The sequence below is a fragment of the Halostagnicola sp. A-GB9-2 genome (genome assembly GCF_030068615.1).
Lineage (GTDB): Archaea > Halobacteriota > Halobacteria > Halobacteriales > Natrialbaceae > Halostagnicola.
The window spans coordinates 311,126-325,009 of sequence record NZ_JASJOC010000003.1 but is presented as its reverse complement, the minus strand read 5'-3'; the positions used below and the strand labels follow the sequence as shown (position 1 = coordinate 325,009).

The following is a 13,884-nucleotide window of genomic DNA, read 5'->3' as shown; positions in this document are numbered from 1 at the left end:
TCTCGAGAGAGAGGTCGGTTACGTCGCTCGAGTTGAAACCAGTTCCTCGAACTCGATCGCGAAGGTTTCGACGTCCTCCCAGTCTGTATACTCGTAATCGTGGTCGGTGTCGGTATCCAACCCCTCCGTTCCGGCAATTCGTTTCATGACGAACCGCGTGAGAAAGCCGTACTCGCTGTATTTGAGCGCGCCGGCGACGGCGTGGGTCAGGTCCGGTTCCCAGTCGGTCTCCGCCACGAACTCGCGGAGATAGCCGTCGGATTCGGACCGAGCTTCCGGGCTGGATTTCGCGGCGCTAAGACTGACTGAAAAAAAGGCGGAGGGGACCCGGTTCAGGCCGTCGACGTACTCGCGAACGAATTCCTCGACGTATCCCTGGTGGCTGCCTTTGTGAATCGACGCGCCGATGACGACGCCGTCGTAGGCGAACTCGCTCGAGGTCAACGCACTCGGCGGATACTTCGCCGTCGATAGCACGACGTCGTGACTCGCCTCGCTGAGAACGTCACCGATGTGGTCGGCTATCTTTGCGGTCTGTCCCTCGCTCGAGCCGTAGCAAACGAGTACTCGAGCCACTAACGATCACCGTCGCCGGCTCTCGATCGCGGGTTCGGGTTCGACATAGTCGCTCGACGACGGCGAGACCCATCAAACGCGACCCTGCCTCGTTATCAAACGCGGCTCCCTCGCCATCAAACGCAACCCTCACTCGAGAAGATTGTCTGCCACTCAGTCCGCACTGGTCCACGTATCGCCAACCACGGGTGCGCTCGCGTCGAATCCGCTGTCGGCCAGTTCCGACGCAAACGCCTCGCATCGGTCGCCGTGGACGACGAGAACCTCGGTCTCTCGGTAGGACTCGAGGAACTCGAGGACGCCGCCTCGATCCGCGTGGGCCGAGAAGTCATACGCCTCGACCTGCGCGCTGACCGGCATCATCCGCCCGTCGAGTTCGGCGCTTCCCGTCTCGAGGAGGTCGCGGCCCGGCGTTCCCTCGACCTGGTAGCCCGTCATGGCGATCTTGTTCACCGGGTGGCTCCGGACCTCGGGGACGTAGGTCATCGCTGGACCGCCGTGGAGCATCCCGCTCGTGGTGACGATAACCGTGTTCTTTTCGGCGATTCGCTTTCGTTGGCCGTCCCTGCCGGTGACGAATCGAGCGTTCCCTTTCGCACGGCGGAGCAGATCCGGATCCCGGAGAAACTCCCGGTTTCGCTCCCGCAAAAACAGTTCAGTCACGCGCTTTCCCATCCCGTCGACGTAGCACTCGAGGTCGTGTTGCTCGCAGAGACAGAGCAGTTCCTGCGTGCGTCCGATCGCGAATGCGGGGACGACGACGGTGCCGCCCTCCCAGATCGTCCCCTCAACGCTCTCGACGAACGAGTCTTCGATCGTCCCACGGGGCGCTCGCGTCGTGTCCGAGTAAGTGCTCTCGCAGACGACGATATCGGCGTCGGGCCGAGCGGTCGTCCGCTCGACCAGTTGCTGGTCTTCCGCCTGGAAATCGCCCGTGTAGAGGAGTCTGGTCTCCCCGTCGTCGATCAGCACGTGTGCGCTGCCGACGATGTGGCCCGCGTCGAAGAACGTGACCTCGTAGCCGGCGACCTCGAAGGGCTCGCGGTAGCCGTGGGTTTCCGACACCTGACTTACCCGCGCGACTTCGGCCTCGGTAAACGGACAGTCGTAGGTTCCACCCCGCTGAGTCGGCCCGTTCGAGGAGACGCCGTGGAGTTTCAGCGTGTCTCGAGCGAGCACCATCGCGAGGTCCCGCGTCGGCGGGGTCCAGTGGATCTCCGGGCGGGCGTCCCCCGAAAGCAGCGAGGGGAGCGAACCGACGTGATCGAGGTGGCCGTGGCTGACGACGATAGCCTCGGGATCGACGTCGCCGACGGGAAACGACGGCGGATTCCCCGAATCCATCCCGAAATCCACCAACAGCGTCTCGTCGATAAGGAGTGCGCTCCGGCCGACTTCGCCGGCACCGCCACGAAACTCGAGTTCCATCTGGCGATCCTAGCCGTTCGAGTGGTTTTCCTCCATCGATTCGCTCGGGCCGGCGACTTCGGTCAGCCTGATGAGATAGACGTCGAGCAAACAGATCAGCAAAACCGCGAGCGGAACGGCGACGTCAGTGTAGGTGACCGACTCGATCTGGAGCGCCGTCACGACGAACGGCTCGCCGGGCTCGAAAGCACCCGACAGCGTGCGTGCGCTCAAAAACGCTAGCGCGAGAACGTAGAGACCGAACCAGGCGACCCCGCGACGCCACTCGCCGAGATAGCAGTGCCCGAGCCCCGCGACGAGTGCGGTAAATAGGTACGCTGGCCAGTAGGGCCGGCTGTACTCACTCATTGGAGACGAGTACGCCGTCGAACGGAATTCGTGTTGCCCTCTCGAGTCGCTCTCGAGGGCGAGGATCAGCACGTTCGGTTCGTCCTTCCTCCGGGCGATCCGATGGGGACCTACCCGTTTGTCTCGGGGTAACTGAACCGGAGTCGTCACCGCTACCGGCGTCGGTTTCGGTCGTGCGGGCGAGCGTACCCGCCGCACCAGCGGACTGTTCGACCGTGTAAACGGTTTCGAGCGCGGTGCGTGCGTACTCGAGTTCGCGCTCGATCGGTTCCGAATAATTCAGCTCTCTCCCGGTCCCCGTCGCTAATTCGTCGGGACTCGCCGTCGGAGGGCCGCCGGGAATGTCGCTCGCGGTTCGGCTCGAAAGAACGCGAATCGCGATCGAATGGGGACTCTCGTCAGACGAACTCGACGACTCGAGAGACGCTATCGCGAGCGCCCGCGAGAGCGAGTAGCCGTAGGTTCGGATAGATTCACGGACGGTTTCGGTCGCGTCGACTGCCGTCGCGCCGAGTTCGGCGGCGATGCCCGCGAGTATCGCATCCGGCGCGGAGACAGCAGGGACGCTCTCTGACAGCTGAGATTCCGCCCGTCGGTATCGATCGATCCCCGAGTTCTCGAGGCCGCTACTCGGCTCGAGATACGCCCGTGAAAGCGCGTTCGAGCCGCTTGTGAAGACGCGAAACAGCTCGAGTTGTTGGGCATCGTCGGCGGACAAATCGCCGATCGATGCGTGTGCGAACGCGTGTAAGTAATCTCCTGCGAGGATGGCCGCGTCTCGGTCGGCCGAACTCGTGTATCGGTCGTGTTCGAGCAACTGGCTCCGAAGCTGAACGTAACCCTGGAGTGCCTCTATCGCGACCGTAATCGCTTCGAGCATCTGCTCGGGGGGACGTTCGCTCGAGGCGGCCGCGGCGGTCGTTTGACAGAGCGCAACCGGAAGCGAGTGATCGACCGGTTCGAGCGCATCGAACGCGATCGTCCGGACGGCCGGGGAGAGGGCGGGCATTGTTCGATCGAAACGATCGGCAACTGTTTCTGAAGCGGATGTGGAGGTGTGTTCGGTCATTTTCGATCACCAGCTACTGTCACCGGACGTCGTGGGTGCGGACGAGTTCGAGACGGCGTTCGAAACGTCTCCTCGGCAACGGGGAACGAACACTCACTGGTTCCGTGCGCTCGCCGCACCACGAGTCGCGTCGGGGCGGTCGAAGACCGTCCGCCGCCGGCGAGGTATCCGCTTCGAACGACTGACCGGCGGAGCTGACGTTCGGACGTGCGCCGTGAATGGTTACTGAGTTCGTTCATCGCGTTCGTCGCCGGTGGATTGATCGGTACTCGTCGATTCGCTCTGCTGTTCGTCGTCCCGCGATCCAGTTACCTGTTCGTTGTCCAACTCGTTTGTAACTTCTGCTCCGAGTTCGAACGTTTCTAGTTGTTCGTCCGGTCCGAGCGGATCTTCGGCACGCGATTCTGTCGGGAACTCGACGCCCTCAGCGAGAATATCGTCGATGATCCGGTCGACGGCCGCCGATCTGACCTTCTCGAGGTAGCTGTTCCCCTCGATCGTAATCTGACGGATACGAGCGCCGTCGAAGGAAGCGACCAGCAACGCGGCGACCGCTTCGTGATCGTGATCGACGAACTCGCCGGATTCGATCCCGTCCACGAGAATCCGCTCGAGGGTGGTCCGGAGTCGTTCGTCGCTCTTCTGGAGTTGCTCGAGGTACGTGTCGTTGTACGGTGCCTGCGCTCGCAATTCGAGCATCGCCGTATGAAAGGACGTACGCTCGTCGTCGTCGTCGGGACCGTACAGGAAAAGGTCGATGAACGTCGCCAATCGATCGACTGCTGGACGCGACGAAGCGGCCTCAACGCGCTTGTCGTGGCGCTCGAGCAGGTAATCGATGAAATCCGCGACGAGGTCCTCCTTGGAATCGTAATGGTAGAACAGGAGGGATTTGCTCTTGTCAGTTCGGTCTGCGATATCCTGTGCCGTCAGATCGGTATACCCGTGGGTACACAACGCGTCGTACGTTGCGGCCATGATCGCTTCGCGAACGTCCGGATCAGTCACTAACTGACTAGTTAGTCAGATACGCTCAAAGAGGTTTCGCTTCCATCGGACGGTAGAGGCGTCTTACCGCCGATACCGACGGATCAAAAACTGCTCGTAGCCGCCGAAGGCGACCTCGAGCGAGCCGATCCACCAGTTCCAGCGCTCAGCGGGGGTGCCATCGGGGGCGTCCGAGAGTTCGTCGATCACCAGGTCGGTGGTCAGCTCGAGGTCGGTATCCGCTTCGTACCGGCCGGAATCGGCGAGGTCGACGGCTTGACGGGCAACGACGCGGGACTCCGCCGTCGTTCCGTCGAAGTGCTCGAGGAGACGGTCCTCGAGCGAATCAGGGCCGATTACCATAGGGAGAGAAACGACGGGCTGATACTTGACTCGACCGACGGGGCGCAACGAGAAGGTCGATCGACGTATTTTTGACTGCAGGACGTTTTCCATCGGGCATGGCAAGTTTCACTGTCGTTGTCGGCGACCCGGACTCCGGGCTCGCACACCAACTCGAGGCGGACGGACAGGACGCAAATCGATTCCTCGGTAAGTCGATCGGCGACGAAGTCGACGGCTCCGCGGTCGGTCTTGAGGGCTACACGCTCGAGATTACCGGCGGCTCGGACGATGCGGGACGACCGCTGAACAAGACCGTCGCCGGAGCGGATCTGCAGGAAGTGCTGATGGAAGGAAAGCAGACGGGCTACAATCCGAATCGAGACGGCGAGCGCCGTCGTATCACGGTCCGTGGCCGCGAAGTTTCGGACGCCGTCGCACAGATCAACGCCTCGGTCGTCGAATCCGGCGACACCGCTGTCGAGGAACTGCTCGCCGAGGACGAGTAACGACAGCACATCCAGTTTTATGGCAGATCGACTTTCGAGTGATCACCCGTCGATTCGTACCGTCAGAGCGACGCTTTCGGAGACGACAACGGGTGTCAGATTGGAGATACCGGGCGAGGAGAGCGACGGCTTTTCGGTCGACGAACTGGTCCGAATCACGATCGAGGGAACCGAACGTTTCGCACAGATCGAACGAGCGCTCACCGGAGACGAACTTACGATCGAGGGCATCTACGAGACGGCGGAGGGCGCTCGCGATCCGCGCGAGGGAACCGACATTTTGCCCGACTGGTGTGGCGACCACACGGTTCGAGACGGCGGGTCGATCCTCATCGACATCATCGAACCCGGGTTCGCCTACGGCCTTCGAAGCCCCGGCGAAACGAACTACTACGACGCCTCGGAGCCGCCAAAGAGCAGCCTGTCCGATATCGCGAACGATATCGAAGAGTCGTAGCGGCTCGCTGAACCGTGTAACTCGGTTGCACCGGTGCGGTGACGAGCGCTCTATTCTCGCCGGTGATCGGTCTGTTACGCACGGTGGTTTTGGCCTCGAGAGCGGCGAGAAATTCAAGAGCGGTGGCTCGAGAGCGTATACGCGTGCCATCGACGACCACGGCCGGTCGAATTAGAGTCGATAGAGAAACGCGTACAACAGCAGCCCGAACGCCAGATGCTGGACCATCGTTTCCTCGACGCTCGACCGAACGTGGTCGTCGTCCGCGATTGCGTACTCCTTCGTTCGAATTTTCGAGTGCATCGAGAGGATCTCTTCGTCCTCGAGGTCGTGCAGCCGCGGATAGACGGTTCCGGGACTCAGTTCCGTCTCGAACAACGAATCCAGATCCGAAAGGAGCTCCTTCCCGTGTGTTTCACCATGTAACGAAATGAGCATGAGCAAGATGTCATCGAGGTTCTCTTTGATCATCGCGTCCTCGAAGTGGACGCCATCGGTCTGGAGCACGTCGTCGACTTGCGCCATCAGTTCCTCGAATTCGTGCTCGACATCGACGGGCTCTTCGGGTTCGTTCAGTGGTGTTTCGTGCGATTCCGACGTCTTGTTCGTAGCAATCACTCTCGATAATTTTGCGAAAAGGGACATGCTATCAGGTGGTTCCTCACGCATTCTCGATCACCATTGTGGGGGTTCCGTGGTTCGGTCAATCCACCACCGACCACACATCGCCGATGGCAGTCAGGATTGGAACGTAACCACGACTACTGAGTTCGAGGAACGGCCTCATTATAAACGACAGGGAACTGACCATCGTATCTTTTGATAATTTAAGTGTTCTTGACCACCATAATAATGTGAAGACGGTTCGTGAAGAGAGTGCGAACAAGGTCGGTACGGTCTAAGAAGACGGGAAGCGGCAGTATATGTTAAATAACCAGCTCGGATCCGTCAGACCGCTGAATCGAAACCGAACCGGTTCCCGTATCAACGGTTATCGATCGTCCGATCGCACCACCAGTATCCGTCGACGTGATCGGTATTGCACGAGCCTCGAGCGCGGTCCGTGCGGCGATGAGGTTCTGTTTCCCGATCGACTGACCGTTTTTCTCGAAATCCATCATCTTCGCACCGCCCGCGAGTTTGGCTTCCATCGTCGAAACCGCACCGCCGACCTTCTTGATCGAGTCAATCATCGCTTCGATGCCCGAATCTCCGAACTTCGCCGGATTCGGACCCGAATTGGAGATTTTCTCGACCGATGGGAGCATAAAGTGCAACAGTCCGGTGACGGCCGCCGATTCGTCATGAACAACGACACCGATGCACGATCCGAACCCGCTCGAGCGAAGCGACCGGTACTCGCTTTGGGCCGTCAGTGCGTACTCGGCGATGCCGACTTTGAACGCCGATTTCGCGACGCTTTCATCCGGACCGGGAACCACGGCGGGAGCTTCGACCCGTGCCGCCTGATGGATCGTTACCGGGTCGTCCGCCTGCGGTGTCACCCGTCTCGAGGCGGGTTTCCTCGACTCGAACGATCGACTCGCGCTCGACCGATCGTTCGACGGTGATCGGGACAGAGTCGCACCCGTTTGACTGACGCGCCCTTCGCGCGATTCCGACGTACCAAACCCATCAACAAAATTATCAGTCATATGAATCGTATTTCTGGACGTGTGACCGAGCGGCGAGTAGTAGTGAATTCTTGTTGCCAGCCGGCAAAAGGACTCTGGCCATTCTTCTGACACATATCCATGCCTGCGCCGATCGGACCCTCGAGAACGGCCCCATGAGTCACGGCGGGGCCGCGAGAATTAAGTAGGTGTCTCGGAAACAGTTCGAGACGAGAACGGTTTCAACAGCGGTTGAAATCGGGGGCGAATGTAACGTATGGCAGCACAAGAGTACGATCAAGACGGCGTTGGAGAAGGTATCGAGGAGTCGGACGACCAGGAAACGGTAGAGGTACTGGAGTTCGAACTCGGTACTGACGGGTTTTGCGTCGAAATCGGGTATATCGCGGAGATCGTCAACTGCGGTGAGTTGACTTCCCTTCCGAGTACGCCATCGCACATCGAGGGGGTCCTCAACCTGAGAGACGAGGCGGTAAAGGTAGTGAATCTCAAACAGTTACTCGACGTTGGGGACACCTACAACGACGAAAAGCTGATCGTTTTCAAGCGAAAAGACGGTGCAGACAGCCGCCTCGGATGGCTTGTCGACGGCGTCAGAGGAGTTCACTCGTTTGCCCCGAACGACGTGGAAGCGGGGGGAGACGCACCCGGCGTCGAGGGTGTTATTCGACAGGACGAGGACTTCGTCATCTGGCTCGATCCGGCCCAGATGCGTATTTAAGGACGACCGAGCCACGGCGATAGCAGACCGAACGATATCGATTTTGCGTCAGTTTCGGACGCACCGAAACGAGACTCTCCAACCGGCTCCGTCACGATTCAGATTCACTCGTCGACAGAACTTCTCAAAAGAGATTGCTCGAGAGTATTGCTCGACTTATACTGTCAGTTGTACCTCTGTGAAGATTCTCGCACCCTCCCCCCAGGCGACGAAAATGTGAACGACGTACAGTTGACAGTATCAGTTCTCGTCAGTACAGAGATCGACGATTGCCTCCGGAATATCCTCGATCGCGAGAACCTGTTCGATCGAGCCGGTTTCGATCGCCGCTTTGGGCATTCCGAAGATTCGAGACGTTTCCTCGTCCTGTGCGATCGTTCGACCGCCAGCGTCCGCGACCGACTGGATTCCAACCGCTCCGTCCTGTCCCATTCCGGTCAGAATAACGCCGATCACGTGATCGTCGATGACGTCCGCCGCCGTCCGCATCATGGCGTCGACGGCCGGCCTGACGTTGTTTATTTTCGGCGCTTTCGAGAGATCGATGTCGATTCTCCCCCGTCGATACCCCGTCACCTCGAGGTGGTACCCCCCCTTCGCGAGGACGGCCTCGCCGGCCGTAATCGTCTCGTCGGCACCGGCCTCGCGAAACTCAAACTCCGTCGCCGCGTCGAGGCGGTCCGCGAACGAACCGGTCAGGGCATCCGTCATGTGCTGGACGACGATGACGCGGAGATCGAGCCCGGTCGGGAGATTCGCAAGCAGCGTTTCCACCGTCTCGGGGCCGCCTGTCGAGGACCCGATGAGTAACGTCGTCGTTCGCGTGGAGTCGACGGCGGTCGTGGATGACGAACTCGCTCGCGTCGAGGATCCGATCGACGAGCGATCCGACGCGGTCGACGCCGATGAACGGGTGCTCGTTCCGGTCTCGGCGTTCGACCCTCGAGCCGACCCGGCCGACGTCGACATCGACGAACTCGCTCGAGAACTGGACTGCGATGCGCCGGCGATCCGCTCGACGACTTCGTCGGCCCGGTCCCAGAGGGAAACCGATCGCTCCTTTCCGCCGGGCTTTCGAATGATATCGACGACACCACGTTCCATCAACTCGAGCGCCTCGTCGGCGTCCTCGTGGACGTGGGCGCTCAGGACGACGATCGGAACCGGATGGCGTTCCATGATCTTATCGACCGCCCAGTGGCCCCCCTGTCCCGGCATCGAGATATCCATCGTGATGACTTCGACATCGGTCGATTCGACGAGTTCGACGGCGGATTCACCGTCGCTCGCCTCCCCGACGACGTCGTGTCCGCGTTGTTCGAGAATCTCGGTGAGAATATTCCGCATGAATGCCGAGTCATCCACGATTCCAACAGTAACCATATAAATAACGTATCAGGGCGGGTACTAATACTCTTTCAGTGTTTCCATCAGTGCCGAAAAATCAACCAGAGGCACCTGAGCTTGCTCGTCGGCGCGATAGCCATGGATGATTCCCTCGAGATACGATTCGTCGATTGTTACGAGGTCCATCTCCGAGATATCGTAGATCGGGGTGATATCCGATTCGGCCGCCGATTCGACGTGGCTGATGTCGTCGACGCGAACCCCGAGTCGATGTTCGTCTTCGATTTCCTCCTGGACAATAATGTAGTCCCCGCCCGCGCCGTCTTCGTGGCTCGCGTTTGAAAGATCGACGATCACTTTCGGGTTTAGGACGGCGATGATCTTCCCTCGCATATCCGTTACACCGTCGATCGGTGCCGGTGAACGCGGGTAGCGAGTCAATCCCGACAGCTCCTCGACGGAGCTAATGCTCTCGAGCGGAGCGGCGAACAATTCGTCGTTGAGTTCGAAGTACAGCAGCTTCGTCTTCTCCGTTTCTTTCGTTTCGGCCTCGTCGCCCGTCACGAAGTCGATTTCCGTTTTGGTGACGGCCATTCGTTCGCCGGTAGCGACACTGCCTAGCCCGGCCGTCGGTCCGCTGGCGGGTTCGTCAGTGCCCGGTTCGGCCGCCGGCTGTTGATCGTCGAGAGATGCCTCAGGTTCGTGTTCGAGTTCCGAATTCATGTCGTTGTATTCGTATACCGTCCCCGAATCGGAGCCGGTATCCACGGATCCGCCCGATGACGGAGGGGATTGCTCGGTCGAATCGTCGTCACCGGTGGTAGAATCCGTACCGGCACCAGCGGTGGATCCGTCGTCGGTTCCGGCGGCTTCGCTGGATTCTTCATCGGATGACGGTGTCGTCGACGCGCTCGGAGAGACGCCGAGTTTCTCGGCCTTCTTCTGTTCTTCCGCCGAAAGCTTCTCTCGAGTTCGAGAGCCAACGTCGGAGAGCTGATCCTCGAACTCGTCGTCTGGATCTGATGGGTCTTCGCTCATGCGTTTACCTCCTGTTCGTGGTTCCGTTCTCGACGACGGCGGATGCCGTCGATCGAGAGCTGTTTCGCCGCCTCGACATCGATTCCGAGCGTCGGCGGGTCCGTTTGTGCCATAACGAGTTGGACGAGCCTGTCGTAGGTTTCGAGTTCCGCGTTGGATAAGGACTCCTCGTAGGCATAGAGCGACTGCTGGTTCTTTTTCGCTCTCGCGAAAGCGGCCCGGTGGTCCGTGACGACGCCTTTCTCCGCGAAGGTCTCCTCGAACCAGGAGACGATCCGCTGGTGTTCGTTGGTCATCTTCGTCGAGTTGACCGTCATCACCGAAGCGAGATACTCGATATCGAGATCGTGCATCATCTCGAGGACGTCGTACTGATCGAAAAGCAGGTCGACGGAGTGGGGCATTTCCGTCTCCGGAATCATTGGGATGACGATCTTCTCGCCGGCCGTAACCGCGTTCTTCGCGTACGGGGAGAAATCCGGCGGACAGTCACAGATAATATAGTGGTAGTCATCCTCGAACTGATCGAGAAGACGTCCGAAACGATTCTCACCGGCGTCAGCCGCGTCGAGTGGCGTTTTGTTCCCGTTGTACGATTGGTTCGCTGGAATCAGGTCGAACTCCTCGTGATCGGTTTCTACCAGTTCGGTGACTTGATCCCACTTCGAGGGGTCGAGTAATACCTCATCCAGCGAGAGCGTATCGAGATCGAAGTACTGCTCGCGTTTGCCGAGGTTCGCCGTCAGCGTTCCCTGCGGGTCGAAATCGACCAAAAGAACGTCGAACCCGCGCGCTGATAGCCCCCCTGCGAGATTCATGGCGGTGAACGTTTTTCCGGTCCCGCCCTTCTGGAGCGACACGGCGATCACCTCCGGCGTCTCGTCGTCCATAGTCATCCTGACATTTCCCCCATCTGGTTGCGTGATAGAATCGTACTGTTATAGTGGTTCGTCATAAACCGACTCCCTCGGACACTGCTATTTGTATTCCCTCCGTAATACGAAGTTCGTGTACTGTTACACGAGAACTGTCAAACGCAATCCGGATAACTGTTCTGGCCCCCTCTGTAGAGGATACCTGAGCGTTCCGCGGAGACGGAAGTTCGAAGTCAGACTCCAGTTCAATATTGTTCAATTCATCTGACGAGTCGTGGATAGAAACGACACCGCAATTGGCTCCAGAGGCGGATTGTCAGGTCCTGTAACGAGCGTGAGCAACCGATACCGAAACCCCATTGATCTGGTAATTCAGCCAACAAGCCTAAATCATTGGTATTCAACGTACTACGTATCAAGGTATGAGTGACGTTTTTGATACATTCATTCGCGAAAGTCAGGACGACCTTCTCCAACTCAATAACTCGCTGTTGGCTCTCGAGGACAATCCGAGTGATGCAGAAGCCATCGATGCGGTATTCAGGGTGAGTCACAACCTCAAAGGGAACTTCGGGGCGATGGGATTCGAAGCGCCGTCGAATCTCGCACACGCGCTCGAGGATCTCTTGGACGAAGTCCGTGAGGGAAAGATGGCGGTGACGAACGATCGGATGAACCTCCTGTTCGAGGCGGTCGATTCGCTCGACGAGATGGTCACGCAGATCGACGAATCGGGCGAGGTTCAACTGGATCCAAGCGCGACGGTCAATCAGCTCCGAGCCGAAATCGACGGGAGCGACGGTGCGGAAGTCGCCAGTGACTCCGAATCCGGAACTGCGGCCGACTCCGATACTGAACCGGGGGCGGCGTCAATCGACATTCCCTTCGATACGCTCGAAGAGACGGATGCGGCCGAAGCCGATTCGGTCTTTCACCTCGATCTCGCCATCGGCGATGGGGAGTCGAATCTCGTCGATGCAATGTTCATTCTCGGGGACATTCAGGATGGGTACACCGTTCACGCGGGAGAGCCACCGATAACCGATATCGAATCCGGCGAGTTCGACGACGGATTCGAGTTGTACGTCTCTCCGGACAAACCGGCTGACGCCGATGCGATCTTCGAGGAGTACGACGGTCATCGCTACCTGGAATCGGTCGACGTCGTCGACGTGACCGACGACGTACGCGGTGGGCTCACGGACGAAGAACCCAGTGACGACGATTCGTCGGCCGACGAAAGCGGTGGATCGGTTCTGGATAACCACGATACGGAGATCGAATCGATTCGGGTCGACGTTACGACCATCGACGAACTGTACAACCAGGTCGAAGAGATGGTCACGAGTCGGATCAAACTCCGGAACACGATCGAGGATCTGGGGGTCTCCGAGGTCGAAAAGGAACTCAGCGAGCACGACAAGATTACGTCCAGAATTCAGGATACCGTTCTCGAGATGCGGTTGGTTCCCGTCAGGACCATCGCGGGCCACTTCCCGCGGCTTGTTCGGGATATCGCACAGGAACAGGGCAAGGAGATCAGCTTCGAGATGACCGGCGTCGACATCGAGATGGACCGCTCGATCTTGAACGAGATGCGCGATCCGCTCGTTCACCTCATCCGAAACGCGATCGACCACGGGATCGAGAAACCAGATGTTCGGGAAGCGAAGGGGAAATCGAGAGGGGGGACCATCGAGCTTCGCGGAACGCGCGAACGAGATACGGTGACGCTGGCGATCGAAGACGACGGAGCGGGTCTTGATCCGGAGCGACTTCGCAAGAAAGCCATCGAAAAGGACGTGATGAGCCCCGCGAAAGTCCAGTCGCTCGAGCGCTCGGAGGTCTACGAGCTAATTTTCCATCCGGGGTTCTCGACGAACGACGAGGTGACCGATATCAGCGGCCGCGGCGTGGGGATGGACGTCGTCAATCGCGTCGTTCAAAGCGTCGACGGCGATATCGACGTCGAGAGCGAGCCCGGAGAGGGGACGTGTGTCACGCTAACCCTGCCCGTCAGCGTCGCAATCGAACGGGTGCTGTTCATCGAAACGGGCGAGGAAGCGTACGGAATCCCGATCAAGAACGTCGACGACATCTCCGTCATCTCTGATCTGGACATTCAGTCGTTCGACGACTCGAAGATCCTCAGCCACGATTCGAAGACCTACCCGATTATCGATCTCGGCGAGTCCCTCAACGTCCCGGAAACCGAAAAGCAAGACGACGACCTGATCGTTCGGGTCAAAGACGGCATCCGAAAAGTTGCACTGCGATGTGACGGGATGAACGGCCAGGAGGAAGTCGTCATCAAACCGTTCCACGGCTCGCTCAGTAGCACCGAGGGGATCAGCGGCGCGTCCGTCCTCGGGGAAGGCGATGTCGTGATGATCCTCGACGTCGAATCGTTGTAGCCGATTCGTCACGGAAGCGATACTCTCGAGCGACCCGGTTTTTTGGAACCCAGTGCAAATTCTCGGAGCGCCGTGTGCGAACGAGCACGGCGCTCGAGCGTGCTAGGGGCCAGTAAACCTAAACCCCGATAGCGAGGAA

15 protein-coding genes are annotated in these 13,884 nt (G+C 59.2%); 4 read left to right on the top strand and 11 right to left on the bottom strand.

The features are described 5' to 3' along the window. Positions 1-18: 18 nt before the first annotated feature. The 6 genes from QNM96_RS10095 to QNM96_RS10070 form a co-directional block, all read right to left on the bottom strand. Positions 19-576: a flavodoxin domain-containing protein gene (locus QNM96_RS10095; RefSeq protein WP_283836088.1), complete on the bottom strand. Its 558-nt coding sequence runs from the start codon at positions 574-576 to the stop codon at positions 19-21. A gap of 153 nt (positions 577-729) precedes the next feature. After that, positions 730-2,004, bottom strand: a complete 1,275-nt coding sequence (locus QNM96_RS10090; RefSeq protein WP_283836086.1) for an MBL fold metallo-hydrolase — start codon at positions 2,002-2,004, stop codon at positions 730-732. 9 nt (positions 2,005-2,013) lie between these two features. Further along, entirely contained in the window at positions 2,014-2,352 is a 339-nt protein-coding gene (locus tag QNM96_RS10085) for a hypothetical protein (RefSeq protein WP_283836085.1), read from the bottom strand. Further along, positions 2,345-3,421 carry a hypothetical protein gene (locus tag QNM96_RS10080; protein ID WP_283836084.1) on the bottom strand — a complete coding sequence of 359 codons (1,077 nt, stop codon included), beginning with the start codon at positions 3,419-3,421 and terminating at the stop codon, positions 2,345-2,347. The genes QNM96_RS10085 and QNM96_RS10080 overlap by 8 nt, the downstream gene beginning before the upstream one ends. 222 nt (positions 3,422-3,643) lie before the next feature. Beyond that, a complete protein-coding gene (locus QNM96_RS10075) occupies positions 3,644-4,429 on the bottom strand; it encodes a TetR/AcrR family transcriptional regulator (RefSeq protein WP_283836082.1) in 786 nt (261 codons plus the stop codon). Between the two features lie 63 nt (positions 4,430-4,492). After that, on the bottom strand, positions 4,493-4,771 hold the full coding sequence (locus tag QNM96_RS10070) for a hypothetical protein (protein WP_283836081.1): 279 nt from the start codon (positions 4,769-4,771) through the stop codon (positions 4,493-4,495). 98 nt (positions 4,772-4,869) lie between these two features. Here QNM96_RS10070 and QNM96_RS10065 point away from each other — a divergent pair, with 98 nt between their 5' ends. Together QNM96_RS10065 and QNM96_RS10060 are read left to right on the top strand one after the other, a co-directional pair. Then, positions 4,870-5,259: a 30S ribosomal protein S6e gene (locus tag QNM96_RS10065; RefSeq protein WP_283836079.1), complete on the top strand. Its 390-nt coding sequence runs from the start codon at positions 4,870-4,872 to the stop codon at positions 5,257-5,259. Positions 5,260-5,278: 19 nt separating this feature from the next. Beyond that, entirely contained in the window at positions 5,279-5,716 is a 438-nt protein-coding gene (locus QNM96_RS10060; RefSeq protein ID WP_283836077.1) for a hypothetical protein, read from the top strand. Positions 5,717-5,887: 171 nt separating this feature from the next. Here QNM96_RS10060 and QNM96_RS10055 read toward each other — a convergent pair whose 3' ends face one another. Together QNM96_RS10055 and QNM96_RS10050 are read right to left on the bottom strand one after the other, a co-directional pair. Next, the gene (locus tag QNM96_RS10055; RefSeq protein ID WP_283836075.1) at positions 5,888-6,385 is read right to left on the bottom strand and encodes a helix-turn-helix transcriptional regulator; all 498 of its coding nucleotides are present in this window, start codon (positions 6,383-6,385) and stop codon (positions 5,888-5,890) included. A 257-nt stretch (positions 6,386-6,642) separates the two neighbouring features. Next, a complete protein-coding gene (locus QNM96_RS10050; protein WP_283836073.1) occupies positions 6,643-7,221 on the bottom strand; it encodes a chemotaxis protein CheD in 579 nt (192 codons plus the stop codon). 385 nt (positions 7,222-7,606) lie between these two features. Between QNM96_RS10050 and QNM96_RS10045 the strand changes: the two genes are divergently transcribed. Then, positions 7,607-8,071, top strand: a complete 465-nt coding sequence (locus QNM96_RS10045; protein ID WP_283836071.1) for a chemotaxis protein CheW — start codon at positions 7,607-7,609, stop codon at positions 8,069-8,071. Between the two features lie 240 nt (positions 8,072-8,311). Here QNM96_RS10045 and cheB read toward each other — a convergent pair whose 3' ends face one another. From cheB to QNM96_RS10030, 3 genes are read right to left on the bottom strand one after another with little or no spacing between them, the layout of a single operon-like run. Next, positions 8,312-9,454, bottom strand: coding sequence for a chemotaxis-specific protein-glutamate methyltransferase CheB (gene cheB / locus QNM96_RS10040; RefSeq protein ID WP_283836069.1), 1,143 nt, complete (start codon positions 9,452-9,454; stop codon positions 8,312-8,314). 24 nt (positions 9,455-9,478) lie between these two features. After that, positions 9,479-10,456 (bottom strand): chemotaxis protein CheW, encoded by a 978-nt coding sequence (locus tag QNM96_RS10035; RefSeq protein ID WP_283836067.1) that lies wholly within the window; start codon positions 10,454-10,456, stop codon positions 9,479-9,481. After that, the gene (locus QNM96_RS10030) at positions 10,453-11,352 is read right to left on the bottom strand and encodes a ParA family protein (RefSeq protein ID WP_283836065.1); all 900 of its coding nucleotides are present in this window, start codon (positions 11,350-11,352) and stop codon (positions 10,453-10,455) included. Before QNM96_RS10030 ends, QNM96_RS10035 begins: the two co-directional genes overlap by 4 nt. 401 nt (positions 11,353-11,753) lie before the next feature. Between QNM96_RS10030 and QNM96_RS10025 the strand changes: the two genes are divergently transcribed. Further along, positions 11,754-13,745 carry a chemotaxis protein CheA gene (locus tag QNM96_RS10025; RefSeq protein ID WP_283836063.1) on the top strand — a complete coding sequence of 664 codons (1,992 nt, stop codon included), beginning with the start codon at positions 11,754-11,756 and terminating at the stop codon, positions 13,743-13,745. Positions 13,746-13,884: the final 139 nt, after the last annotated feature.